This window comes from Pseudanabaena sp. FACHB-2040, from assembly GCF_014696715.1.
Classification (GTDB): Bacteria; Cyanobacteriota; Cyanobacteriia; order Phormidesmidales; family Phormidesmidaceae; genus JACVSF01.
Genome location: NZ_JACJQO010000010.1, coordinates 33,571 through 55,657, shown reverse-complemented (window position 1 = coordinate 55,657; position 22,087 = coordinate 33,571). Strand labels below are relative to the sequence as shown.

Here is a 22,087-nt window from a genome sequence, read left to right as displayed (position 1 = left end):
GGCGAGATCTACAGCAATATGTCACAGTACGGCGATCCCAAAAACATCTTTCGCCCGCCTTTTCGGCGGCACACCCCCCCAACCGATGGCCCTAGCCCGGAAACTCCGGTTGACCGTACGGCTCCCGATCTCCGCCTGCCGCAGCCGCCTCCAACTACCGTAAGCAGAGGCAGCGCTCCCAATCCTGGCTCCCCTAGCCAGCCCCCCACTACCGACTGGAATGCCCGCCGCCGCAACCAATGGCGGGAACAGCAGCAGATTTCTTCACCTCTGACCCCGCCAAATAGCACCCAGAACAGCGGCACCCCAAATAGGGCCAGTGTCCCCCGCCCAGAAGGAATGCCTATGCCGCCTACCCCGCCTACCCGCAAGCCGCTGCAGTTGCCTTCGCCGCCGCCCCATGCCGTAGCCGCGGCAGCCGCCGCTGCCAATCCTCGCTTTCAGCCAATTCCGGTACAGCGACCGGCGGCTGGGCCAGCCCAACCGCCCCTTACTCCAACTCCAGCCAGGCCGCCGTTGCCCCCTGAGCGTACTCCCTTAGCAGCGCCAACCCCCAGAACTCACCCCAGCCCCTCTAGCAAAGTCACCCCCCTGCGCAGCCGCCGGGTCAGCCGCCTGCCAACGGCTGATTTTAGAGAGAGCGAGCGCCACCCCAACCGCCCCCGGCGCAAGCCGCGCAAGCCTCCTCTACCCATGCTGTACGCCATTCGGCTACTGATCTTGGGGATTGGGGTGGCTGCGATCGCAGGCACTCTGTTGTCTACCCTCAGCCCCACTCAGCTCAGTGCCTCTAATCAGGCCCCGTCTGCCCAGGAAACCGTTGCTGGCAGCGCAGGATTAGGTCTGCGCGGTCGGCCCGCCACGGCCTCAGTGCAAAATATTCGGTTGACTGACGAAATCACCCGCTTAAAAACTGAGCTAGAGCAGCTGACCACGCTCACGCCTGGCCTGACCCAAGGATCTTTTCTGCTAGACCTTGACTCTGGTCGCTATGCAGACGTGTCAGGATCTAAGGCGGTTGCTGCTGCTAGCACCATTAAAGTGCCGATTCTGGTGGCATTTCTACAGGCCGTTGATGCTGGCACCGTCACGCTAGATCAGGCGCTGACTCTGGAGAGCCAATACATTGTGGGGGGGTCGGGGGAGCTGCAAACCCAGCAGGTCGGCACTCAATACACCGCGCTAGATATTGCGACTTGGATGATTGTCACCAGTGACAACACGGCAACAAATATGATGATTGCCCTGCTGGGCGGCGCAGAAGCCCTCAACCAGCAGTTTCAAACCTGGGGCCTAGCCTCGACCGTAATTCGCAATGCGCTACCCGATCTGCAGGGTACCAACACGACCAGCCCTCGCGATTTGGCGCTGCTGATGGCCCTAGTCGATAGAGGCGATATGCTGAGCATGCGATCGCGCGATCGCATGCTCAGCATCATGCAGCGCACCCAAAACCGCTCCCTAATTCCCTCAGGCATTAGCGATGGTGGGGCGATTGTAGTCAACAAAACAGGAGATATTGCCACTGTTTTAGCTGATGTTGCCCTGATAGACACAGCCAACGGCAAACGATACGTATTAGCAACCCTGATTGAGCGGCCAGACAACGACGGTCGAGCCGGGGAGCTCATCCGTCGCATTGCTGACCGGGTAGATAAGGAACTCAACCAGCCGACAACGCCCGTAGGAGCTGCCGCACCTGCGCCAACAGTTCCTGGAGCCGATGGGTCGGCACCTCAGGAGGGCTTCACCACCTCCCCCAGTCGCCCAGCCCGGTATGACCCTAGAAATGTGTCCCCAGCTAGCCCCAATAGCTCTGAAGACAGCAGCGATATAGCTCCTATAGAGGACATATCGCCTGCTGAGCCCGAGTCTGTGCCCGGCGATCGCATGCCCCAGGGGTAGTTGAGGATTTCGCTACATCTTTATGTCTTTTTAAGAATTTTTCAGGGTAGAGCTTTCCTTCGGTAGCCTAGAGATAGTCTCCTAGGAAGCAACTGCCATGACTGGCACTGATGTGTTTCAGCGTGCCAATGACTTGTGTCGCCGACAGGCTTACCAGCAATGGCACCGTTTGAGGAGCAAGCAGCAGATTTTGCGATCGCAAGTTGGCTTTGCCGACACTCAGCCGTCTCGCCCTAGAGCCTGTGAAGGCTGCCTCAACTATCACGGCTTGAGCTACGGCACCGCCAAAAACTGTCGTACCTCCCTAGTCTGTGCCATTCATCCCTATGGCTGGCAGGAAGCGACCAGCTGCCCCGACTGGTGCAAGCAGCCGCAGACCTAAACACCTGCCTGCACAATTCTAAAACCAGGTTTGTTGTAGTAGAGATCCCTTTAATTGCAGCGGACCCAGCTCCTGATAACGCTAAGCCTGAGTGTTGATGTAGAGCCCTGATGACAATCTGCTGTGCAGATCGCTGATGTAGAACTTTAATGTGAATTTGCCGGGCAGATCGCTGATGTAGAGCCCCGATGGCAATCTGCTATCTAGAGTTTACGCAGCAACCGGTATCGCAGCTCGACCTTCGCAGCGACCGCTCAAGATGTAATGCTGGAAGCCGCTAGAAAATGCGCCTGCACTCACAGCCCCCGCCACATCTGAATTAGCTGCCAAGTAGGCGGCCTCATCAAAAATGCCGCTAGGATTACGCTGCTCGCCTTGTCCAAACAGAATATAGTGCTGAAAGCCACTGGTGATAACATCACTCGCCAGAGCACTGGCCACGTCACTGTACTGAGTGAGGTAGTAGTTCTCGTTAAACAAGATCAGGCTAGGCCCTCTGCCTTCCGATGCACCAAATTCAATGTAATGATCGAAGCCGCTTGTGAACAGCCCTTCACCCACAGCAGCTTGAACATCGCCATTAGCCGCTAGGTAAGCCCGCTCATTAAATAGAGCACTGGGATCGCGGCCCTCTACCTGACCAAACTGAATGTAGTGCTGGAAGCCGCTAACGACAACACCATCAACTTTGGCTTGGGCAACATCCGGATTCTGGTTCAAGTAGTAGGTTTCGCGGAACAAGATACTGGGACTACGCCCCTCAAGCAACCCGAAAGTAAGAAAGTGTTCATAGCCTGAGGTGAAAAAACCATTGGCGACGGCTACTGCAATATCCGGGTTTCGGCAGAGGTAATAGGTTTCATCGTAGAACAGGCTGGTGAAGAGCCCGTTCACCTCCAAATCCTGATAGGGAATATCGACTCCAAGCTCAAGCGCTGCCGCCTCAGTGAACTGCCTGAAGTTAAGATAGCCTGTGCCTACTGCTCCCTGTCGGGCAAAGCCCCAGCTTAAGATATCGTGACTGTTAAAGGCGTTACCTGAACCAGCAGTGAACCCTAGAAAAGCTTGAGACCCTAAAACAGATGACAGGTCTATTTCTTGAGAAACTAGGGGCTGAGCAGGTTTTGAAGCGCCCAAAGCAGTAGAAATCTGCAGCACGCCTGGCCCAGTCTCAGAGGCGGTGTAGTCAATCCAAGCTGTATAAACGTCGCCAGTATTGAAGACTACGTCAGGTTTTATCTGCTCAAGAATTTGCCCTGCGCCGCCAGCACTATAGCTAATGAGTTCAACCGCATTGTATTCAGAAAGATTTGCTGAAGTGGTCAGCAGGTTCGGGTTGTCGTTATTCTCAGGGTTAAAAAAGGTATCGAACTCTACCACGACAGCCGGGGTAATCAGCGGAACGGAGTCAGCTAAGTAGCCTAGGTTACCCCCATCATCTCCCAGCGCACTGGGGCCTAAGGGGCTACTCTGCAGCAAAAATGTGAGGCCATCAGCTCCTGTTGTGGCTGAAGTGCCATCAATTTGAAACCGAAAGGCGCTTTGAAACGACTGGGTAACGCTGACAGGTATGTTGTAGAACGCGCTGCCAGCCTGCAGGGGGGCATCTGGGGTCAGCTGTAGAACACCATTAACTGCCTCAGCTGTACCATTTCGGGTAGAGTTAGGGCCTAACAGGGCTTCAAGGGTCAGTGTTGACATAGGTTTTCCGTATCTAAGGGGGTTTAGAGACAGGTAGATCTATTGCAGATAAAGCGAATAAACGTGTTAGAGAAAAACAGATCTACTGAGCCGTACTACCTTCTCATGTAGCATTTGTATCTTCAACTGCTACATAGCGGAAATGTTAGAACAATCCTACGAGATTGTCATTCAGCAGAAATGTCGGAACATTCCCGCGAGATTGCCAGTCAAGAGACGCGCAGGCCCTAAAATAGTTCCGAGTTTTTACTGATTTGCTCTGTGCTTTAGATCGATTCAACCTTTACGTAAGCTGTTGCTAACGAGCTAAAGCCGTTTTCAGCTCGTGGCAAAATTGGCCAATGTCTTGAAGACCTTCAGCGGCAGGCCGCTCGCCTAACCGCTTTACAAATGCACTGCCGACAATGACAGCATCGGCTCCCCAATCTTTTAGCTGGCAGGCTTGATCTGCGCCTGACACTCCAAACCCGACCCCAATAGGCTTATCGGTAATCTGCTTGAGCCCGTCGATTAAGTCATGGACCCGAGTTTGTAGGTTTGTGCGCACGCCAGTGACTCCCGTAACGCTGACTAGATAAATGAAGCCTTGAGCCTGGGCTGCGATCGCACGAATTCGCTCCTCTGGAGAAGTTGGAGCCACCAGCAAGACTAGATCAATCCCTGCTGCCTGAGCCTCGCCTGAGAGGGTATTAACCTCTTCTAGCGGCAGGTCAGGTACTACCAGCCCTTTTGCCCCTGCCGCTGCAATATCTGCCAGAAACGTTTTAATGCCCCGGTTGAGGATCGGGTTGTAGTAGGTGAAGAGAATAATAGGTGCCTGCAGCTTGGGGGTAACTGCTTTGACCACCGCCAGCACATCGTCTAGCTTCACTCCCTTTTGCAAAGCCCGGGTAGCGGCTGCCTGAATTACCGGACCATCCGCCAGCGGATCAGAGTAGGGAATGCCCAACTCGATCAGGTCTGCTCCATTGCGATCCAGCACCTGCAGGGCTGCAGCTGTAACCTCAAGATCAGGATCGCCAGCGGTAATAAAGGGAATTAGCGCACACTCGTTGCGATCGCGCAGTCGCTTGAAGCATTCAGAAACAGTGGTCATGCGGCCTAAACAGGTAAACAGAGCTCCAATAGAGCACTCTAGACCAAGACCCGTTCCAAGTCTACGGTAAAGCTATTTCAGCCCACCAGAATTTTCTGAATCTACTTCGGCCTGCAGGGCTGCTAGTTCCTCTGGCGTCATCTCCTCTAGCCGTTTCTGCAAAACAGCATCCTCATAATCCCGCAGTTGCTGGTTGTAGGTCATATTTTGAGTCAAGGCCCGAGCTAGGTAGGTCGCTAGCCAGCCCACCAGCCCCCCGACCAGCACTACCTGACTCCAAATACCGGCAGAAAGGGCATCTAAGCCGAGGAAATTGAGAGCCAGGTAGACCAGTCCACCTGCCAGAAACACCCCAAATCCTACGCCAATGACATCAACTCGACGCATGCTGCTCCGTCATATACCCCATTCACCCTATGTATCTTTACCGCCCAAGCGCAGCTATCCCTTGATATCACGTGGTTGGGGCCGAAAATTGAGGAACGGGCTAAACACCAGCATCCCGGGGAAAAAAGCAAAGACCAGCGCATACAAAATCGTACGCTCTACAGAACCAGACGTATACCAGCGGTTCTTCAGGTAAAACAGCAAAAATAGGGGAATTACTACGAGGTAGGCCCCTGCCAGCCCCACGTAGAGAGCCCCGGCGAGAATCACATCATTGGAGAAAGGCATATTGATAAAAATCTATAGCACTGCTACAAAGCCTTCAACCTATCCAGGCTAATCGGCCCCGACACCATTTTAGAGCCACTAATCGACAATTTAGACCTGTCGCGGCAGACCCGCTCACTTTTTGAGCACCTGTCCTCAACCCATCATGTTCGAATCCGGCATCCTCAAACCACAGGGTCTATAACAATGCGCTACAAAATAGTTGCACAGATGCCCAGTTGGTGGTGGAATAGTACTCTGTGCTTTGGGGTTTCTTTACCCCAAGGGATAGAACAAATTGGGGGCGTGGCGGAATGGTAGACGCTACGGACTTAGAAAACTGAGCCTTGGCAGAGAAATGTGCCAAGTGGAAGCTCTCAAACTCAGGGAAACCTAACTTTGGTCAGACTACCTGCTTAGTCAGCTAGCTGCTCAGACACGGCAATCCTGAGCCAAGCCGTTCTTCTCCTTTGGAGTAGACGGAAGGTGCAGAGGCCCGACGGGAGCTACCCTAACGTCAAGTCGAGGGTAAAGGGAGGGTCCAATTCTCAAAGCCGCTCGGCTTAAAGCCGGTTTAGCTTGGCAGCAGCGAAAGCTGCGGGAGAATGAAAATCCGTTGACCTGAAACGGTCGTGAGGGTTCGAGCCCCTCCGCCCCCATCGCCACAACCTATCACTGCAACAATATTCCTTAACAGTCAAATTTTCGATTTGACAGGTTAATTGCGGAATTGGGGAACTTGGAACGGATTCCATACTCTGTAGGGTTAAGCCTGACAGCATTGCCTGAAGCAGGCGCTGTTAGCAGACAGTTGTAGGGTCTCACCATAGGAGAAAAGCAGACATGGATCACGGGCAGGTTTTTCCGCCACCCTTTTTTTCATCAGCGAGATGTCTGTCCTTAAGGAGCCATCAGCCGGCGCTTCGTTGTTGCCGTCGCCCCAAAGAACTGATCTTCGACCACCGCTCAGCTCCCTTGCTGACCCAAGCCAAGATTAAAGCCATTCCCTTAAAGGTCTAAAGACGAAGCCCCGCTGGAAAGTTGGGGTCACTTTTGGCTGCCTGCTCGGGCTTCGCGCCAGAAAAGTAAGCCAGGTGCTTGAAGTTTGACCGATAATAGAGGTATAAATCTATACCCATGTCGTCTCTTTCGTCCCGTAGTCACCTCTGCAGAGCCTGCGATGCAGGTTGGCTGTTTTCGACTAACCTTTGAGAATTCCTGAAAATTTCACTGGCATGATCAAGCAAACCGTGTCCAGCAACAGCCCTTCCAGCTTTGATAGCTCTGAACCCAAATCGGATCTAAGCGTTGCTCAAGCCCAGCAGATAATCTTTAGCTTTCTTCTAAGCATCGTTAACCGCTGGTCTCCGGAGGACGTCTTAGAAGCTTTTACCCAGCTTTTTATCAGTCATTCTGACTCAACTGACTCTGAGGTTGTTCCAGCCCTCTATGCCATCCTGTTTTCCAATAACCAGCAAGAGTTCAAAAACACGCTCAAGCGCTCCTGCTACATCTTGGTCAACAACTGGGAAATGGCACGACAGTTTGAGGCCATCCAGTCTCTGATTAACATTTTCCAAGACCCGACCTTGAAGCGGCGAACCCTATCGCCCACTCTAAAACGACTGCGCCAGTGGGTAAATAACTTTGCTGAGAGCTCTGACTTTAGAGAGCTGTCTCTTTTTACAGCCCGGTTTTTCGAAGAGAAAACCATAAATCGGCCAGGAGAATGGGTCAATCAATATAGCTCTTATCTGCTCGTTTCTCAATATATTAATGTCGAGAATCCGATAGAACAGCGAGAAGCAGCTCGAATTTTGTCGAAGCGGCTGAAGGACAAGTTTAAATTTGAGCTGGCCATGTATACGGCCCACTCCCAATCATCTCCATCAAAGCAGGCTTTAACCCGCAATCCAACTGCCTTGGGTGACGGAGCTCTGAGGCTGATCAAGGCCATCGTAGCCAAACGGGGGAAGTACAGCTACAAAAATCTGGCCCGGATTTTTCTCGACCAAACTCAAGACCTCAACTACGAAAACTTTAAGAGAAATCTGCCAGAGTATCTTTTCTTCACGGTCAAAAACTACCCCATTACCCACGATCTAAAAAAGCAGCTCCAGAGCCGGTTGATCCTCCTGTACTCTGAGCATAACTTTGAGCGGGTTGACTCCTCTCTGGTGCTTAGAAGCTGCAACCGAGTCATTGACTACTTTATGACTGAGGATCGCAACCAGCCCTCGGCTTTGTTTGTAATGATGTTGTCCCAAGGCAACTCGTTGACTCTGGCAATTATTCTGCTCAAGCTAATTCTAATTTCTCGGGGTTCGCTGCTGTATCTAGAGGCCCGAATTGCGGATTTGCTAGCGTACTATGAACAGTTCCCTAGAGATCAGTGTGGTTGGGTGATCAACTTTCTAGAGATTTTCCGGGTCACATTCGCTATTTACGCAGATAACGTTGAGTACAACCTGATCAAAGTTAAAAACAGCCCGCGCCCTGACAACCGTTTTCCAGAGCAGGTTGACTGGGAAGCTTTCCGCGTTTACTCACAGATGCTAGATTCCTCAGATGTGAACCTGGAAGATATTTGAGGCACTGTCTTGGTTCTCAACCTTCTGAAGTAGGAGTTTGTGCTCTCTATAATCAAAGCCCTACGGGGCGGTGCGTTACAGCTTCGCTTAACATACCTTGCAGCAGTTCATCTGCGGCTACCGACTTAACTTTGTCAAAGGATTTTTATAGTGCCGTCATCCCAGTTGCTCCCTCTGTCAGAAGTTTCGCCTGCTAGCGGCAGCGGGCGGCTAATCGGCATTGGCGTGGGGCCAGGCGATCCTGAACTGCTGACTGTTAAGGCGCTGCGGATTTTGCAGGCAGCTCCGGTGGTGGCTTTTCCGGCTGGGCGCAAAGGCCAGTCGGGGATGGCCGAGCAAATCATTGCCCCCTGGCTGCAGGCAGAACAGCTACGGCTGCCTCTGGAATTCTCTTTTGCTAGAGAACCAGAGCAGCTGTTGGCAGCCTGGGAAGCAGCAGCAGCAAAAGTTTGGCCCTATCTCGCTCAGGGGCACGATGTGGTCTTTGCCTCAGAGGGCGACATCAGCTTCTATAGCACCTTTGCCTATCTGGCCCAGACCCTACGGCAGCACCATCCTCAGATCTCAATTCAAGCGATTCCAGGAGTCTGTTCCCCCCTGGCAGCGGCGGCGGTGATGAACCATCCGCTGACGGTTCAGGGCGAAAAGCTCGCGATTCTACCGGCGCTGTATTCTCCCCAAGAACTAGAGGCAGTACTGGGGTGGGCCGAGGTTGTGGTGCTGATGAAGGTTAGCTCGGTCTACCGAGAGGTGTGGGAAATTTTGCGCCAGCGGAATCTGCTGCAGCAAAGCTATGTGATTACCCATATCAGCCAGCCCTACCAAGAGTGCTATCGAGATCTCAGCCATTACGCCGATCTGAAGCTGCCCTATTTTTCCCTTCTAGTCGTTCAGTCCACATCGAATCGGCTAGCCTAGAGGCAGGAACGTTTTGACCAGCTGCCGGTCTACAGTTCAAGGCAACAGCAAAGAAATTCAGACACTTGTCGAGGCAAATGGGGTTCAAAATTTCACCATCACGGTTCAAGTCTGGGCTAGCAGTTCTACGCCAGCCTGCCGCTCTGGCAGCTGTGCTCTCTGTAGGGGTTCATGGCGTGCTGTTTGGAGCAGCTCCTCGCTTTTCTTCCTTGGGTATGGCTGCTTTGGGCGGCACAGAGGAACTTAGTGAGCAGAGAAACGTTCCCCTGATTGAGCTAACCCCAGACGAGCAGAATCGACTGCCTGATTTCTCCAGTTCTGCTTACTCGCTGTTTCCCGGTTCGGGCAGTCCAGACTCCTTTGAGCTGTTGCCGGTACCGAGATCTACCACGCCGATCTCACCGATATCGCCCCCGCCAACGGGAGACAATTCTTTTTCAGCCCTGCCGCCTAATCCCTTTGCCATTGGTATGAGCCCCTACATACCACCGAGCCGTCCGTCCATTACTTCTTTGCCACCTGTGGTTCGGCAGCCCTCCCCCAGCAGACCTACCCCAGCGCCAGGAGTTGCCCAGCCTAAGCCTAGCGGGGCAACTCCTGATACGGCTCCCTCCACGCCTACAGATTCGACCCCGACAGCCCAGAGCCCGGGCCGCAATACTCCCACTGAACCGGGTGCTGAGGCGCTGCTGCCCCCACCTGAGTCAAACGGCAGTGCTAACAGCCCGACAGAGCCCTTAATTGCTGCTGGCCCCGAGGGTAGTGGGCAGGGTACGCCTGATCGCAGGGATCTGTCAGATCAGCTGCAGGCACTGGCCTACAACGCAACTGGTACAACCTCTGAAGAAGCGGCTGCGGCTCGGCAGGCATGGATCGCTAGTGCTCAAACCCAATCGGCGGTTCCCGATCTAGATATGACTGGATCAAGTGAGGTGGAGATCACATATGAGGGCCGAGTTTGCCTGTCACCGGAACCTGTCGACGGCCTAATTGGAGTTTTGGTGCAGCCCGATGGCACGCTAGGAGATGATCCAGCCCTACTCAAAAGTACTGGCTATCGTTTTTTGAATGAGCAGGCAGCAAGTGCGATCGCAGCCTCAGATTTTCCCGAGAGCGCGGCTCCGGTTGCCTATGAGATCACTGTCAAGGTTAACTACGACAGCGAGTCCTGCATCGACCGGGAACAAATTTTAAAGTCTAGAGGGGCTGCAGAATAAGCTGCTGGTAGACAGTGAGCCAACTGTCTACTAGTCAGACTGGCAGCTACGACATGAAACCCAGCGGACCAGCGAGTCAGATACCAGTGATAGGGACATCCTGCCAAAGTGTCTAGGGCTGAGGCTGCAACCTTGCTTTGGCAACCTATAGTCAGGCTAGCTCTTTAGATGAGAACCCTGACGATGGCTAATTTAAACCCTGGCCGGAGCCACAGTAATGCCTGGATTTTTCAGTCTTGGGCTACGTTTGTCCTGTCGATTGCGGGCCTGACGGTTGGCATTATTAACCTGCCGGTCGATAGCTGGATCAAAGGCTACATGGGCATTGGCACTGTGTTTGCGGTTGGCTCTACCCTAAGCTTGGCTAAGACCACCCGCGATCTGCATGAAGAGAAACATCTGACTGCACGCATTGACGAGGCCAAGGTTGAGCGGCTCTTGGCGGATCACCATCCCTTAAAGTGAGGCTCCTAAAGTGAGGGAGTCAATGCTCTGCAGCGAAATCTTCTAATCGATCGGAAACAGGAGTAGGGGGGTGACAGCGAGTAGACCCCTACAATCATTTACAATCCAGTAAGCCCTTTCGTTGCACTTTTTCATGCAGGGTACTGTTTCATCTTCTCGACGCCCCTCTTCCTGGCAAAGCCTGCTAGCTGATGTGGTCTTGCTAGGGCTAGTCAGTGGCCCACTAGCGGCTCCCTTTCTGGCAGCATCGGGGCTGCTGGGGCTGCCTCTCATTGCAGATATTATCTACGCGATGGGGCAACGGGTGTGCCCTCAGCCGGAGTTAGGGCTGGCTTTGGCTGAGCCCTATCAGATGGCGGTGTGTATGCGCTGCTATGGTACGGTGTTGGGCCTGGTGATAATGCGTTGGCTTTACCACAAAGACCAGGGCAAAAGCGCTTACTGGCTAGAGCAGTACGGTCTGAAAGGCTTTGTAGCGACTTTTGTGTTGTGCCTATTTTACCCTTTGGAACTGGCGCTGCAAGGCTTCTCTGGTTGGGGTATGCACCACTCGCTCATGATGTTGTTTGGACTGGTTGCAGGTCTGGGTTTGGGCGCGTACCTAATGCCGTCTTTACACAACCGATTAAAAGTCCTTTAAACGATCAAAAATTAGAGAAGCCTCCTAATTTAGAATGGGATGTTGGCCAGTTAGTCCAGATGTTGTTCTAGTAATGTACTCCTGCCCGTGAAGCTATCTGTTTTTCACACGCCCGAAGAAGTGCCCAGTGAAGGATCGCCGGATTGCGCGATCGCAATTGATGTTTTGAGGGCAACATCTACTATTGCGGCCGCCCTCTATGCTGGGGCCGAAGCGATTCAGGTCTTTAGCAACGTCGATGAGCTGATCCGGGTGAGCGAACACTGGCCAGCCGAAAAGCGCCTGCGGGCAGGTGAACGGGGTGGCGGCAAAGTCGAGGGCTGCGACCTGGGCAACTCTCCGCTAGACCACACGGCTGAACGCTCTCAAGGCCGACGGCTCTTTATGAGCACGACCAACGGCACTCGCTGCCTAGAGCGCATACGGGATGTGCCCACCGTGATTACAGGAGCCCTAACCACTCGCCAAGCCGTAGTGGATTTTCTGCTCAAGCAGCAGCCGGAGACAGTTTGGATTGTGGGCTCTGGTTGGGAAGGCAGCTATTCCCTCGAAGATACCGTCTGTGCGGGAGCCATCATTCATGGGGTGATTGTCGCTACCGGACAAACCTTTAAGGACCTGGCGGGTAACGATGCTGCGATCGCATCTGTCAGCCTTTACCTGCAGTGGCAGGACCAGCTGCTGGATCTGCTGCACTACGCCAGCCACGGCCAACGCCTGCTGCGGCTCGACAACTTCGAAGACCTGAAGTACTGCTCCCAGCTCGACACCCTCGACATTGTGCCAATTCAGCAGGAGCAGGGCGTACTGCGGCTAGCGTAGCCCCCTAAGCGTTTTCTCAATGGCCCTTCAGCCTGTTTTCCCCAACTCACGCCATGATGGAAGGGACGAATTGGGGATAAGCGCGTGGCCGTTGACTACGACTTAATTGTCATTGGCGGAGGTTCGGCGGGTCTGGTGGCCGCCAGTGCCGGAGCCCAGCTCAAGGCCAAAGTCGCCCTGATCGAGCGGGAAGGCAAGCTCGGTGGCGACTGCCTGCACTACGGCTGCGTGCCCAGCAAATCCCTTATCCACGCGGCGCGGGTGGCCCACACTGTGCGGCAGGGCTACCGTTTCGGCGTTCACACAGATCCACCCCAAATCAACCTGCGCGAAGCCTTGGGTCACGTCCATCGAGTAATCGACACCATCCAAGAACACGACTCCGTGGAGCGGTTTGAGTCCCTCGGGGTTGAGGTCATCTTTGGTGAGGGTCAATTTGTCGATGGTCGCACCTTTGCCGTCAATGGTCGCACCCTCAAAGCCCGCGCCTTTCTGATCGCCACTGGTTCGCGGCCTGCCACCCTGCCCATTCCCGGTCTGCAGGAAGCTGGTTATCTAACCAATCTCAACATATTTCAGCTGCAGACACAGCCCGCCTCCCTGGCTGTGATTGGGGCCGGTCCTATTGGGGTTGAACTGGGCCAGTCCTTTGCCCGATTGGGCACCGAGGTCACTCTGATCTGCAGCAGCGACATCATTTTGTCCAAAGAAGACCCAGAAGCCGCCCAAGTTGTTCAACGCCAGATGGAAGCTGATGGCGTTCGCATACTCACCGGCCACCGAGCCGAGAAGGTAGCTGTGATCGACGGCAAAAAGCACCTCTGGGCAGGTGATCAGGAACTCGTGGTCGATGAAATCTTGCTCTCTGCCGGACAGGTGCCCAACGTCGAAGCGCTCAACCTGCAGGCAGCTGGAGTTGAGGTCGGCAAAAAAGGCATTTGCGTCAACGCCAAGCTTCAGACCACCAACCCCCGCATCTACGCCGCTGGCGACGTGATCGGCGGCTACCAGTTTACCCACGTTGCCGGATCAGAAGCCGCTGTCGCCCTGCAAAATGCCCTGGTGTTTCCCTTCAAAAAGATGAACTACCGGGTCATTCCCTGGGCCACGTTTACCGATCCAGAACTGGCTCGCGTCGGCCTAAGCGAGGCTGAGGCTCGCCAGCAGTACAGCGATGTTCAGGTACTCAAGCAAGAATTTGCCGAGGTCGATCGAGCCTTAGCCGAAGCCGCTGGCTATGGCTTTGCTAAGATCATCACCCGCAGCAACGGAGAGATTTTAGGCGCTCACATTGTCGGCCCTACTGCCGGAGAAATCATTCACGAAGTCGTGCTAGCCATGACTCAAAAGCTCAAGGTCGATGCCCTAAAAAGCATGATCCACATCTACCCCACCTTGGCTGAGATCAACAGCAAGGCCGCCCTGCAGCTCACTAAGCAAAAATACGCCAAGAACACAAAGCTTCGGGGTTTGTTGCGGAAGATTTTTTCGTTGTTGCGATCGCTGGCATCGTGAAGGGCAGAAGGTAGAGGTAAGTCTCATAACTGCCCTAGACAGGTCTGGTGGACTTAGGAAATGAACGGAACTTCACTAGACCTTCCCAACTCCCCTAGATCCCTATCTGCTCAATCTCCCGCGTCCCCGCGTCTCCCCCTTCCCGAGCTTCCGTGATCCCCAATTTCTACCCTCCTACCCACACCTCCTACCCCCCCAGAGCGAGGAGGGAGCCGGACCTAGTTCGGTAAAACAATAAGGTGATTCGATCAACCAGCACTGCTGCCTTGAGCTGTTGTGCCGGGAGCAAGAGGGGAAACACATGGTCACAGACTACCGACAGGCGACAGATGTTGTCTCAGAGCAGAAAGCATTTGGCGTCTTCGAGAATCAGGTCAGTCTGGAAACAGCTCTAGACGAGCTAAGGCAGACTGGTTTTCCCCTACATCAAATTTCCATCCTGGTTAAAGAAAGCGATCCGCAAGGGCAGTCAAGCCCACTTGCTAATGGCGATAGCCGCAACTACGGCACCTTGACCAGTGGAGGTCATCCCCTAGAGGGAGCTATGTCAGCTCTAACCGGCTTGAATCGAGTCACTTTGCCTGAGCTTGGCCTTGCCTTAATCATAGGGCCAGAGGCTGAGACCCTAATCCAGGCTGTTCAAAGTCAGGCTGTTCTAAATGCTGTTGAAGTCTTGCAGCAAATGGGACTACCGGAAGCAGCTGCTCAGCAGTTGAGACAGCCTCTAATGGAGGGTGCCTATCTCATAGTCTTGCAGGGCAGTTCTGAGGAGATGAAGCAGGCCTCTGCAGCCCTGAAGCGGTACGGGCTGCTGCCGTAAGGCCTTTGCAAAGCTTCCGTAGAGGGCGATTTAGAGGGGCAATTTAACAGACTGGTTTTACACCTATTTGTACCTATTTGAAAATTTTGGGAGGTTTACGTGAAGATAACTCGATACCTACGGTCGGCCTTAGTGGCCCTCTTTCTGGTTCTGACGCTGGTAACAACCTCAGCCTGTAGTGCGGCTCCTAAAGCTGACCAGTCAGTGCTGTCACCTAGCAGTGCTTACAGTCAGCTAGAGCGGGGCGACACCGCAGCCGGACAGAACTTTGGAAATTGGGTGGTGCAAACCGCTAATGGCCTGATCCAAGACGCCTATGTGCGGGACAACGATAAGTTAGGCGTAGTGATTTCTCCAAAAGTGCGCCCTACTGAGGTTCGTCCTTTGGCCCGCTCTTTGGTGCAGGGTTTCCACCACAACTTCCCCAACCGAGACGTGTCTGTACTGGTCTATGCCCCAGACAAACAGCTGATTCTTACCGCTAATTACGACAAATCCACCCAACAGGTTGAGTATCAGTAACTCGATATTCACCCGCTGGTTTTTGCAAAAGCAGATAGTTTAGGAGTTTTCTCATGCCGAGTAGCGACGAATATAAACGGCAAATTATGCGAGACCTGGCTGGCGGCAACGTCGAGTCGATCGACCAAGGTGCCACCGATCCGTCTAAGGAATATGCCAATTTCGATGATTTTGCCAAGCGGTCCTCTCGCGATGAGCGCAAGCAGGCATTTGGCCGCGCCTTTCATCCCAACCAGATTCCGTCTAACCAGATGGAGCCAGATCTGCGGCAGGCTATCTCCCAGATCAAGCCCAATGAGCGCGATGATGTAGCCAAAGAGTTCCTCAAGCAGCTTGGTAAGCGGGGACTGAGCGAGCGCGATCTACAGTCTCAGCTGAGCCTTTCTAGCCATCATCACAATAAGATGAACGCCGACGACGTGTCGAAGCTAGCGGCTTTCACTTACCACAACCATCCTGACATCTTTCAAGATGTGCTAGCTGATCAGCCTGCTGTGCTCAAGTTTTTGAGTAACCCGCTGGTAGGTGCGGCATTAGGTGCGATCGCAGCCCGCTGGATGGGTCGTCGATAACTTCAAGACTCTCGCTGAGATGATGATTAAGACGTTGCTCCAGCAGCGTCTTTTTTGTTGACTGCGCCTGTCAGGTATGCAGTTCTCTGTAGAAACCACGGGATGCTGGGCCGGGACTTACCCCTGCGCCCCTACCAAATCTAGGTAAGGAATTGATTATGAACCGCTAAAGACCTTGCACCAGCGGCCAGGTGCTAAAGACAAAAATAGCTACGGCCAGAATCGCTAACAGCACTTCAATTAGGCTACCTACGAGCGATCCTACGACTGTTCCTAGGCTAGCTTTGAGGGCAATCTTGACGCGGGACTGACCTTCAACCGGGCTACGAGTCAAGTACTCACCGATAAAAGCACCAATGAAGGGACCAACCAGCGCGCCCACAATGGGCCCCCCTACAGCCACCGCTGGCAACAGCCCAAAAATTCCGGCCACCAACCCCAAGATTGCCCCTAACTGGCCCCACTTGCTAGCACCAAACTGCTTTGCCCCCCAGTAAGTCGCCAAAAAATCTACAGCGATACTCAAAATCAAAATAGCCACGACCACCAGCACCGGCCAGCCCACACCAGTAAATTGAGTCAAGACGGCCCATGCCAAAATAGCCGCCAAAATTAGGCCAGACCCAGGCAGACCCGGAACTAGCTCGCCAATTACGCCCAACCCCATCACAGCAACGACAACCCAGTAGAGCACTGTGTAGTCTATGGTTGTGGTCATTTTTCTGTCCTTGGCTTTGGCTACGTTCCTATTCTAGGAGGCGCAAGGTGGATGGATGGGTAGACGAGTGGATGGGTGGATGGGTGTACGATCTTCTCCCCATCCTCCCTGCATTCCCATCTCCGCGTCCTGGCGTCTTTCCTTTAAGCGGGCACCACAATTTTCTGCGAGCCAGCCAAGTCAAAGGCCGCGTGAACCGCCTGCAAAGCTCGCACGCCATCGGCTTCGCCAACAACGCAGCTGATCTTGATCTCAGAGGTGGCAATCATCTGGAGGTTAATGCCTTGGGCAGCCAGGGCTTTGAACATGCGGGCAGCCACACCAGGGGCTTGGATCATGCCGATGCCGACGACACTGACTTTTGCGATCGCATCATCCACCACAATTTCCCCACAGCCTAGCTGAGGCGCAACGGCATCTAGTGTTTCCTTGGCCAGTACGGCATCGGCCTGGGCTACGGTGAAGGCGATATCGCGGGTAGCGAGGCCATCGACCAGGCGGCAGCGCTGGGATTGAATAATCATGTCTACGCTGATGCCCCGGTCGGCCAATAGCTGAAAAACGTGGGCCGCCATTCCCGGACGGTCGGGCACGTGGCGAATTGCCAGTCGGGCCTGCTTGAGATCGAGAGCGGCTCCTCTAACGACTGGGACTGCGTCTTCGGCAGCGGCAGCCTTGGCGGCTGAAATGACAGGCGAGCTACTGACTTCAAAGGCTTCGCAGAGCACTGCAATGGCGCGATCGCAATCGGCTACATCCACAGTGCAGCTCACTTTAACTTCTGAGGTCGAGATCATCTGGATATTGATCCCGGCGGCGGCCAGGGTGGAAAACATGCGAGCAGCGACCCCCGGCCGACCGATCATGCCAGCCCCGGCAATGCTGACTTTAGCCATGCGGTTGTCTATCATGACTTCGGCCTGGCTGGTGTCGAGGGGGTTGTCGCGTAGGGCAGGTGCGATCGCAGCCGCCACCGCTTCAGCCTTGGTCAAGTTTTTCTGCACCACCGTAAAAGCAATGTCGTTGGTGTTGCCTTCATGAATTGATTGAATAATCAAATCGACATTGAGCGATTGATCTGCAATCTCGCCAAACAGCCGCCCCGCAATGCCCGGCCGATCGGGGATTCGCAGCAGCGCCACTTTGGCCTGATCAGTATCAAACTCAACCGCATCGACCGGTTGGGCAATCTCCAATCCAGTTAGAGGGCGAGGCTGGGGATTGGGGGCCACTACGCGAGTGCCCGGCTCGTCTGTCCAGCTAGATCGCACTACCAGCAGTACGCCGTAGTTCCGGGCAATTTCGACCGCGCGCGGGTGCAGCACCTTAGCTCCCAGGCTAGCCAGCTCCAGCATTTCATCGCAGGTAATCTCTGCCATCAGCTGGGCCTCGGGCACCAGCCGAGGATCGGTCGTAAGAATGCCGGGAACATCGGTGTAGATCTCGCAGCAGTCGGCCTGAAGCGCTGCCGCCAGAGCCACTGCCGAGGTGTCCGAGCCGCCCCGACCAAGGGTTGTAATCTCTAAATCTGAGGTCTGGCTGATCCCCTGAAATCCGGCCACGACCACGACTTTGCCCTCCTCTAGGTGGCGCTTCACCCGGTCGGGGGCAATTTCTAAAATTCGAGCACGGGTATGTTCAGCCTCGGTGACAATGCCGACCTGCGCTCCGGTTAGAGAAATGGCGTCTTGCCCCAGTTGATGCAGCGCCATGCTAAGCAGGGCAATCGAGATCTGCTCTCCGGTAGACAGCAGCATGTCCATCTCGCGGCGGCTAGGGCGATCGGTTAGCTCATTGGCCAGCTTCACTAGGCCATCGGTCGTTTTTCCCATCGCTGAAACGACCACCACCACCGAGTTACCTGCTTCGACTGTGGTTTTTACCCGCTGGGCAACGGCCTGAATCCGCTCTACCGTACCGACAGACGTGCCACCATATTTCTGGACAATCAGTGCCATGGCTTGTGCCTACCTGTGTTTCCTCACGTAGCGATCGATCCAGGCAGTCTAAACCAAATCTTTAAGATCGATCAGCAGAATTGCTTAATCACTTTAACAGAGCCCGGAACCCCAAAACCCCTGGGGAAGACGTTAACAGAAGACAGTAACCGTATAAGGGCGATTAAACCACTCCTTGCGAGGCCTTTGGTCTACCAGAATAGAGGTTTTGCCTGCTATTTTGTGCCGCAAGATATGGATGTAAGTCAGGGATTTGATTAAGGTTAGTTACAGAAATTCACTTGAGAAGGGGTTATGCACCAAGTTGTGATTGTCGGTGGCGGGTTTGGCGGTCTTTATGCGGCGCAGCAGCTGAGGCATGCGCCTGTCAAAGTCACCTTAATTGATCGGCGCAACTTCCACCTATTCCAGCCCCTGCTCTACCAGGTTGCGACGGGAGGCCTGTCACCAGGGGACATTGCTTCGCCCCTGCGGGCCATTTTGAGCCGTCAAAAAAATACCTCGGTGCTGCTGGGCGATGTCATCGACATTGAACCCGAAGCTAATCAGGTGCGGCTGAAGGATGGCTCAACGGTGCCCTACGACAGCCTGATTGTCGCTACTGGCGTTAGCCACCACTATTTTGGCAACGAAGCTTGGGCTCAGCAGGCTCCGGGAATTAAAACGGTAGAAGATGCTCTAGAGGTGCGCCGCCGCATCTTTTTGGCCTTTGAAGCGGCTGAAAAGGAAACCGATCCAGCCAAACGGGCTGCCCTGCTGACCTTTGTGGTTGTCGGCGGCGGCCCTACCGGCGTAGAGCTAGCCGGATCAATCGCGGACCTGGCCTACCTAACGTTGAAAGAAGAATTCCGCAATATCGATACTGGGGAAACCCGAATTTTGCTGCTAGAAGGCATGGACCGGGTGCTGCCGCCTTTTCCGCCAGAGCTCTCAGCAGCGGCAGAAGCTTCCCTCAAGAAAGCCGGGGTAATTGTGCAAACCCAAACCCTAGTCACCAAAATTGAGGGCAGCGAGGTGACCATGCGCCGGGGCGACTCGGTCGAAACCATCGAGGCTGGCACGATTCTCTGGGCTGCTGGGGTACGGGCCTCTAAGATGGGCTCTGTCTTGGCAGAAAAGGCTGGAGCCCCGCTCGATCGGGTCGGGCGAGTATTGGTAGAGTCTGACCTGAGTCTGCCCGACCATCCCAATATTTTTGTGGTGGGTGATTTGGCAAACTTTGCTCACCAGGGCGACAAGCCCCTGCCCGGAGTAGCCCCAGTCGCCATGCAGGAAGGTAAGTACGTGGCCAAGCTGATCAAGCAGCGGCTGGCCGACAAGCCAACTCAGTCCTTTCAGTATAAAGATGGCGGCAGTCTGGCTATTATTGGCCGCAACTCTGCTGTGGTCAATCTAGGCAAAATCAAGATGTCAGGCTTTCCCGCCTGGCTGCTTTGGGTCTTTGTCCATATCTATTACCTGATTGAGTTTGACAACAAGCTGGTGGTCATGACCCAATGGGGCTGGAACTACTTCACCCGCAATCAGGGATCACGGCTGATTACCGGACGCGATGTTGAGAAGACTCAGACGCCTGCGGCCTCGATTTCCTCTGTGCTGTAGCGATCTTGTTTAGAGCTGGTAGTAGCGTGTCTAGCTTTTTTGTAGGTTAGTGTCGAGCTTGTGAGGCCCAGCAACCGCCTAAAGCTGTTGAGTTTTCGCTTTGCTTGACCCAACCTACAAGACCCAATTTTTATAAGCTAGACACGCTACTACACAATTCTTCGGTGCCGAACCTAACGCAATCAAGATAGGCTGAGAAGCGGTAAGTCCTCCAGCCTCAACCATGTCAGATGCCGTAACCGTCATTGTCAAACTATTTGCTGCTTATCAGGAAGCTTATGGCCAGTCGGAGATTGAGCTGGCCTTTCCTGCCGGGACAACGGTGGTGGCGGTGTGCGATCGCATCCTCACCGACCACCCCGAGCTAGAGCAGTGGCGAGCGCTAACCCGCTTCGGCATCAACCTGCAGTTTGTCGAGCCCGACACCCCGCTACAAGATGGAGACGAAGTGGTGCTCATCCCGCCGGTCAGCGGCGGTTAAGCGTTCAGACTGCCTGCAGCCCATCAGATCTAGCTAAGGGCAAAGATCTCCTCCGCCGAGGTGGGATGGATGGCAATCGTCTCGGTCAACTCCGACAGGGTCAATCCCCGTCGCAAAGCCGGAATTAGGCCCTGGATGATTTCGGCTGAGGCATCATTCACCATGTGCAGGCCCAAAATTTCCTGGGACGCTTTGGCTATCACCACTTTGATCAGCGCTTCTGGCTTTTGGCTGGTCAGCTTGTAGTTCAGCGGCACAAACGTTTCACAGTGAACTTCGATAGTCTCATGCTCTTGCGCTTCGGCCTCGCTCCAGCCAACGCTGGCGATTTCTGGAAAACAAAAGACAGCCGAAGGCACCCAGCGATAAGACACCTCGGTAGGCTCTGGGCCAAATAGGGTTTTGGCAGCGGCAACGCCCTCAGCTTTGGCAACTGGGGTCAGGGGCTTGCGGTTGGTGCAGTCGCCCACCGCAAAAATTGAGGGCTGAGAAGTACGGCTGTGGGCATCAACTGCGATCGCACCCTTTTCCACCTCTACACCCGCCTTGTCCAAATCTAGCTGGCTCAGATCCGGCTTGCGGCCCAGCGCCAGCAAAACCGCATCAGCCGTAATCGCCTCCGAAGAAGCTCCAGATAGGCGCACCTTCTTCTCCTGCCCCTGCGGCTCAATGGCGCTGAGAGCTGTTTCGGGCAGCAAGTTCAGGCCCTGGTCGATTAAGCTTTGATGGACCCGCTGCCGCAAGGTATCATCAAATCCTTCTAGCACCAGAGGATGCTTGTCGGCCAGACTCACCTGACAGCCTAGCAGGTTAAACAGGCAGCCGAACTCGACACCAATGTAGCCGCCCCCAATCACCATAAGGTGCTGAGGCAGTTCCGGTAGCTGAAAGATATCCCTTGAAGTTAGGCCATTTTCAATTCCCGGCAGATCGGGCAAAACAGGCTTGGCCCCTACTGCCACAATGACCTTATCTGCGGTTACTGTTTGATCTCCAACAGACAGGCAATGCTCGTCTACAAACCGCGCATGATGGGGCAAAACAGTAACTCCGGCTTTCTCCAGTCCCTTTGCGTGAGACTGCTGTAGCTGTTCTAGTTCTCCGTGAATAGCGGTTCTCAAAGTGGGCCAGTCAAACTCGCCCGCCAGATTTTTCCAGCCGTAGTGCTTGGCCTGCTGCTGCTGTCTCACAAAGTCGGCAGCATACACCAGAAACTTTTTGGGAATACAGCCCCGGTTGACGCAAGTGCCGCCCAAGGGACCGGGATCTGCGATCGCAACCCTGGCCCCCAACCGAGCCGCCGTTTTTGCCGCCGACAGCCCTGCCGAACCAGCCCCAATTACCAGTAAATCGTAGTCAAACGCCATAAGTGCCCAATCTGTTTGAACCGTGACCCGTTGCCGCTCAATGCGTCTGGTCTCTGTTCAGTCTAGAAAGGCCGTGTTGGCATCTGCTCTGTCTATTGGCTGAATTGAGACGCGGGGGAGAGGGGAAGACGCGTCTCATCC

General features: G+C 54.3%; 21 protein-coding genes. 14 read left to right on the top strand and 7 right to left on the bottom strand.

Annotation, left to right across the window (positions count from 1 at the left end; all coding sequences use genetic code 11):
- Nucleotides 1-18 precede the first annotated feature (18 nt).
- Nucleotides 19-1,905 carry a serine hydrolase gene (locus H6G13_RS12965; RefSeq protein WP_190483640.1) on the top strand — a complete coding sequence of 629 codons (1,887 nt, stop codon included), beginning with the start codon at nt 19-21 and terminating at the stop codon, nt 1,903-1,905.
- Nucleotides 1,906-2,002: 97 nt separating this feature from the next.
- The gene (locus tag H6G13_RS12960) at nt 2,003-2,287 is read left to right on the top strand and encodes a hypothetical protein (RefSeq protein WP_190483639.1); all 285 of its coding nucleotides are present in this window, start codon (nt 2,003-2,005) and stop codon (nt 2,285-2,287) included.
- A 210-nt stretch (nt 2,288-2,497) separates the two neighbouring features.
- Here the strand turns inward: H6G13_RS12960 and H6G13_RS12955 are convergent, their stop codons facing one another.
- From H6G13_RS12955 to H6G13_RS12940, 4 genes are all read right to left on the bottom strand, one after another.
- The gene (locus tag H6G13_RS12955; protein ID WP_190483638.1) at nt 2,498-3,988 is read right to left on the bottom strand and encodes an L-type lectin-domain containing protein; all 1,491 of its coding nucleotides are present in this window, start codon (nt 3,986-3,988) and stop codon (nt 2,498-2,500) included.
- A gap of 298 nt (nt 3,989-4,286) precedes the next feature.
- Entirely contained in the window at nt 4,287-5,084 is a 798-nt protein-coding gene (trpA, locus tag H6G13_RS12950) for a tryptophan synthase subunit alpha (protein WP_190483637.1), read from the bottom strand.
- A 72-nt stretch (nt 5,085-5,156) separates the two neighbouring features.
- Nucleotides 5,157-5,471: a DUF3007 family protein gene (locus H6G13_RS12945; RefSeq protein WP_190483636.1), complete on the bottom strand. Its 315-nt coding sequence runs from the start codon at nt 5,469-5,471 to the stop codon at nt 5,157-5,159.
- A 54-nt stretch (nt 5,472-5,525) separates the two neighbouring features.
- Nucleotides 5,526-5,759 carry an NAD(P)H-quinone oxidoreductase subunit L gene (locus H6G13_RS12940; RefSeq protein ID WP_199305884.1) on the bottom strand — a complete coding sequence of 78 codons (234 nt, stop codon included), beginning with the start codon at nt 5,757-5,759 and terminating at the stop codon, nt 5,526-5,528.
- A 1,187-nt stretch (nt 5,760-6,946) separates the two neighbouring features.
- On the opposite strand from H6G13_RS12940, the gene H6G13_RS12935 reads away from it, so the two are divergent.
- The 10 genes from H6G13_RS12935 (at nt 6,947) to H6G13_RS12890 (ending at nt 15,820) form a co-directional block, all read left to right on the top strand.
- Nucleotides 6,947-8,329 (top strand): hypothetical protein, encoded by a 1,383-nt coding sequence (locus H6G13_RS12935; protein WP_206756523.1) that lies wholly within the window; start codon nt 6,947-6,949, stop codon nt 8,327-8,329.
- 150 nt (nt 8,330-8,479) lie between these two features.
- The gene (locus H6G13_RS12930; protein WP_347277473.1) at nt 8,480-9,247 is read left to right on the top strand and encodes a precorrin-2 C(20)-methyltransferase; all 768 of its coding nucleotides are present in this window, start codon (nt 8,480-8,482) and stop codon (nt 9,245-9,247) included.
- Between the two features lie 77 nt (nt 9,248-9,324).
- Nucleotides 9,325-10,464 (top strand): hypothetical protein, encoded by a 1,140-nt coding sequence (locus tag H6G13_RS12925; RefSeq protein WP_190483634.1) that lies wholly within the window; start codon nt 9,325-9,327, stop codon nt 10,462-10,464.
- Nucleotides 10,465-10,647: 183 nt separating this feature from the next.
- Nucleotides 10,648-10,929 carry a YiaA/YiaB family inner membrane protein gene (locus H6G13_RS12920; protein WP_190483633.1) on the top strand — a complete coding sequence of 94 codons (282 nt, stop codon included), beginning with the start codon at nt 10,648-10,650 and terminating at the stop codon, nt 10,927-10,929.
- 133 nt (nt 10,930-11,062) lie between these two features.
- Nucleotides 11,063-11,569, top strand: coding sequence for a DUF2085 domain-containing protein (locus H6G13_RS12915; RefSeq protein ID WP_190483632.1), 507 nt, complete (start codon nt 11,063-11,065; stop codon nt 11,567-11,569).
- Between the two features lie 87 nt (nt 11,570-11,656).
- Nucleotides 11,657-12,391 carry a 2-phosphosulfolactate phosphatase family protein gene (locus H6G13_RS12910; protein WP_190483631.1) on the top strand — a complete coding sequence of 245 codons (735 nt, stop codon included), beginning with the start codon at nt 11,657-11,659 and terminating at the stop codon, nt 12,389-12,391.
- Nucleotides 12,392-12,475: 84 nt separating this feature from the next.
- Complete coding sequence (locus H6G13_RS29460) at nt 12,476-13,906, top strand: FAD-dependent oxidoreductase (protein WP_190483630.1); 1,431 nt, start codon at nt 12,476-12,478, stop codon at nt 13,904-13,906.
- A gap of 301 nt (nt 13,907-14,207) precedes the next feature.
- The gene (locus H6G13_RS12900) at nt 14,208-14,726 is read left to right on the top strand and encodes a general stress protein (protein ID WP_190483629.1); all 519 of its coding nucleotides are present in this window, start codon (nt 14,208-14,210) and stop codon (nt 14,724-14,726) included.
- 99 nt (nt 14,727-14,825) lie between these two features.
- The gene (locus H6G13_RS12895) at nt 14,826-15,248 is read left to right on the top strand and encodes a hypothetical protein (protein ID WP_190483628.1); all 423 of its coding nucleotides are present in this window, start codon (nt 14,826-14,828) and stop codon (nt 15,246-15,248) included.
- Between the two features lie 53 nt (nt 15,249-15,301).
- The gene (locus H6G13_RS12890) at nt 15,302-15,820 is read left to right on the top strand and encodes a hypothetical protein (protein ID WP_190483627.1); all 519 of its coding nucleotides are present in this window, start codon (nt 15,302-15,304) and stop codon (nt 15,818-15,820) included.
- Nucleotides 15,821-15,986: 166 nt separating this feature from the next.
- On the opposite strand, the gene H6G13_RS12885 is transcribed toward H6G13_RS12890, so the two are convergent.
- Nucleotides 15,987-16,538 (bottom strand): DUF456 family protein, encoded by a 552-nt coding sequence (locus H6G13_RS12885; RefSeq protein ID WP_190483626.1) that lies wholly within the window; start codon nt 16,536-16,538, stop codon nt 15,987-15,989.
- 143 nt (nt 16,539-16,681) lie between these two features.
- Nucleotides 16,682-18,496 carry an aspartate kinase gene (locus tag H6G13_RS12880; protein ID WP_190483625.1) on the bottom strand — a complete coding sequence of 605 codons (1,815 nt, stop codon included), beginning with the start codon at nt 18,494-18,496 and terminating at the stop codon, nt 16,682-16,684.
- A gap of 294 nt (nt 18,497-18,790) precedes the next feature.
- Between H6G13_RS12880 and H6G13_RS12875 the strand changes: the two genes are divergently transcribed.
- Nucleotides 18,791-20,098 carry an NAD(P)/FAD-dependent oxidoreductase gene (locus H6G13_RS12875; protein WP_190483624.1) on the top strand — a complete coding sequence of 436 codons (1,308 nt, stop codon included), beginning with the start codon at nt 18,791-18,793 and terminating at the stop codon, nt 20,096-20,098.
- A gap of 223 nt (nt 20,099-20,321) precedes the next feature.
- Nucleotides 20,322-20,579: a MoaD/ThiS family protein gene (locus H6G13_RS12870; RefSeq protein WP_190483623.1), complete on the top strand. Its 258-nt coding sequence runs from the start codon at nt 20,322-20,324 to the stop codon at nt 20,577-20,579.
- 29 nt (nt 20,580-20,608) lie between these two features.
- On the opposite strand, the gene H6G13_RS12865 is transcribed toward H6G13_RS12870, so the two are convergent.
- Nucleotides 20,609-21,946, bottom strand: coding sequence for an FAD-dependent oxidoreductase (locus H6G13_RS12865; protein ID WP_190483622.1), 1,338 nt, complete (start codon nt 21,944-21,946; stop codon nt 20,609-20,611).
- Nucleotides 21,947-22,087: the final 141 nt, after the last annotated feature.